General features: G+C 47.5%; 1 protein-coding gene and 2 pseudogenes. All 3 read left to right on the top strand.

The window, feature by feature from the left end; all coding sequences use genetic code 11:
• Nucleotides 1-31 precede the first annotated feature (31 nt).
• Nucleotides 32-1,030 (top strand): annotated as a pseudogene (locus tag FDX01_RS04590) (Cu(+)/Ag(+) sensor histidine kinase); the annotation flags it as partial.
• Between the two features lie 144 nt (nt 1,031-1,174).
• Nucleotides 1,175-1,501 carry a copper-binding protein gene (locus FDX01_RS04585; RefSeq protein ID WP_135912891.1) on the top strand — a complete coding sequence of 109 codons (327 nt, stop codon included), beginning with the start codon at nt 1,175-1,177 and terminating at the stop codon, nt 1,499-1,501.
• Nucleotides 1,502-1,553: 52 nt separating this feature from the next.
• Nucleotides 1,554-1,934, top strand: a pseudogene (locus FDX01_RS04580) (DUF302 domain-containing protein); the annotation flags it as partial.
• Nucleotides 1,935-2,183 lie beyond the last annotated feature (249 nt).

Raw genomic sequence — 2,183 nt, 5'->3', positions numbered from 1 at the left:
TACACTAAATCAGTAAGTTGGCAGCATCACCCGTTTGCCGGTAGGCCAGTTAGCGGACGGCAAACCGGCCTGGACGCTGTATATGGCGTTATCGATAGACTTTCATCTGCACTATATTAACGATCTGAAAAACAAGCTAATTATGACGGCGTCGCTGATCAGCATGATGATTATTTTCATCGTATTGTTCGCCGTCTATAAAGGTCATGAACCGATCCGTAACGTCAGTCGCCGTATCCAGAACATTACCTCCAAGAATCTCGATGTCCGCCTCGATCCCCAGGCCGTACCGATAGAGCTGGAGCAACTGGTCGGGTCGTTTAACCATATGATCGAACGCATCGAGGATGTGTTTAAACGCCAGTCTAATTTCTCAGCGGATATTGCCCATGAGATCCGCACCCCCATCACCAATCTGGTCACCCAAACGGAAATAGCACTTAGCCAGCCCCGTAGCCAGAAAGAGCTGGAAGATGTGCTCTATTCCAATCTCGAAGAGTTTGGCCGAATGTCGAAGATGGTGAGCGACATGCTGTTCCTGGCACAGGCGGACAATAATCAATTGATCCCGGAAAAGACGGTACTCAACCTGGCGGATGAGGTCGGTAAGGTGTTTGACTTCTTCGAGGCGTGGGCAGAAGAGCGCGAGGTAAGTTTACGCTTTGAGGGCCGCGCATGCTGGGTGTCTGGCGATCCGTTAATGCTGCGCAGAGCCCTGAGCAATTTGCTGTCGAACGCCATGCGTTACACTCCCAAGGGCCAGTCGGTGACCGTACGGGTAAAAGAGGCGGACGAACAGGTACACATTATTGTCGAGAATCCCGGCACGCCCATCGCCGCGGAGCATCTGCCGCGACTGTTCGACCGTTTCTATCGCGTAGACCCATCACGACAGCGTAAAGGTGAAGGGAGCGGTATTGGCCTGGCGATTGTGAAATCAATTGTCGCGGCCCATCAAGGAAAGGTGGCAGTCACCTCTGACACCCGCGCCACCCGCTTTATTCTGACACTGCCAAAACACGCAAATTAGCCCTGCAGGGTGGCATGAATGTGCCATCCGCTGACCTGCTGGCATCTTTATTGATTCTCTGACGTAACCGTCATAATTCTGTCACCTCGCTGAGCGCGCCTGCTTATTATCATTTCTTCCGTAAACCCATACTGGAGAAATATGATGAACAAGATGTCTTCTTTTTTTGCTATTGCATTTTTTATCTCAGCTGGCGTGAATGCCGCAGAAAGTGTTGATACCCATCAACAGGCGGCGATGGCCCATGACATGATGAATAATAGCGATGCCTCTGCCCATCAGAAAATGGTGCAGGCACATCAGATGCAAGTACGTAATAGTCAGTCCACTAAGGCCGTTGCGCCGTCATTTTCACAAATGGATGAGCATGAAAAAGCAATGGTTGTACATGAGTCAATGAATAACGGTCATGCGTTTTCACATCAACAACAGGCAGAAAAACATCGCCAACAGATCCCCGCGCAGGGATAACTCATGTACTATTCTGGATGAATAACACCACTCTCCCATTACGGATGGAAATTCCATGAATAAGCTATTCAGCGCCTTTGATTTTCAGCAAACACGTCAGCGCCTGCTGGCCAACATAAAATCACATGGCCTTGTTTTATTTGGCGAGTTTGATCATGCCAAAGCTGCTGCCGAGGTGGAATTAATACTTCCACCCACTACGGTACTTATTTTTGGTAACCCCAAAGGGGGTACTGCGCTAATGTTGCAGAATCCAGAATTAGCGCTCGACTTACCCTTCAGAGTATTAATTAGCCAGCAACCGGACGGGCTGGTTTGGGTCGGTTTTCACCCGGTCGAAACGCTGGAGAAATACGGGCTGGATACGCATGCTATTCAGGCACTAAAAAAACTGGAAAATCTTGTAGAACAAAGCATTGCCAGCATTGACTGAGTCACATACGCAGGCTTATTGTTCAATAAGTCTGCATTTCTCATTACCTCCTTCATTCTTTCTCTCCTCGATTAATGTCAATATTAATATTCCATTAAATCGCACATCAAAAATTAAACAACCTCCAGAATAATAAATGAATTGTATACAATACGTAAAATACCTACGTATTATGTTGTATATCCCCATGATTTAACGCCCTCAGAAAATATAAATTAGGGAAGGTGCGAATAAGCGGGGAAATTCTTC

The sequence above is a fragment of the Citrobacter sp. wls613 genome (genome assembly GCF_005281195.1).
GTDB lineage: Bacteria > Pseudomonadota > Gammaproteobacteria > Enterobacterales > Enterobacteriaceae > Citrobacter > Citrobacter gillenii.
The sequence above is the reverse complement of the archived record's forward strand: the minus strand, read 5'-3'. Positions and strand labels throughout refer to the sequence as shown.

Excerpts from the sequence above, each read along its gene's own strand:
- FDX01_RS04585 (WP_135912891.1), top strand. The coding sequence starts at position 1,175 with ATGAACAAGATGTCTTCTTTTTTTGCTATTGCATTTTTTATCTCAGCT.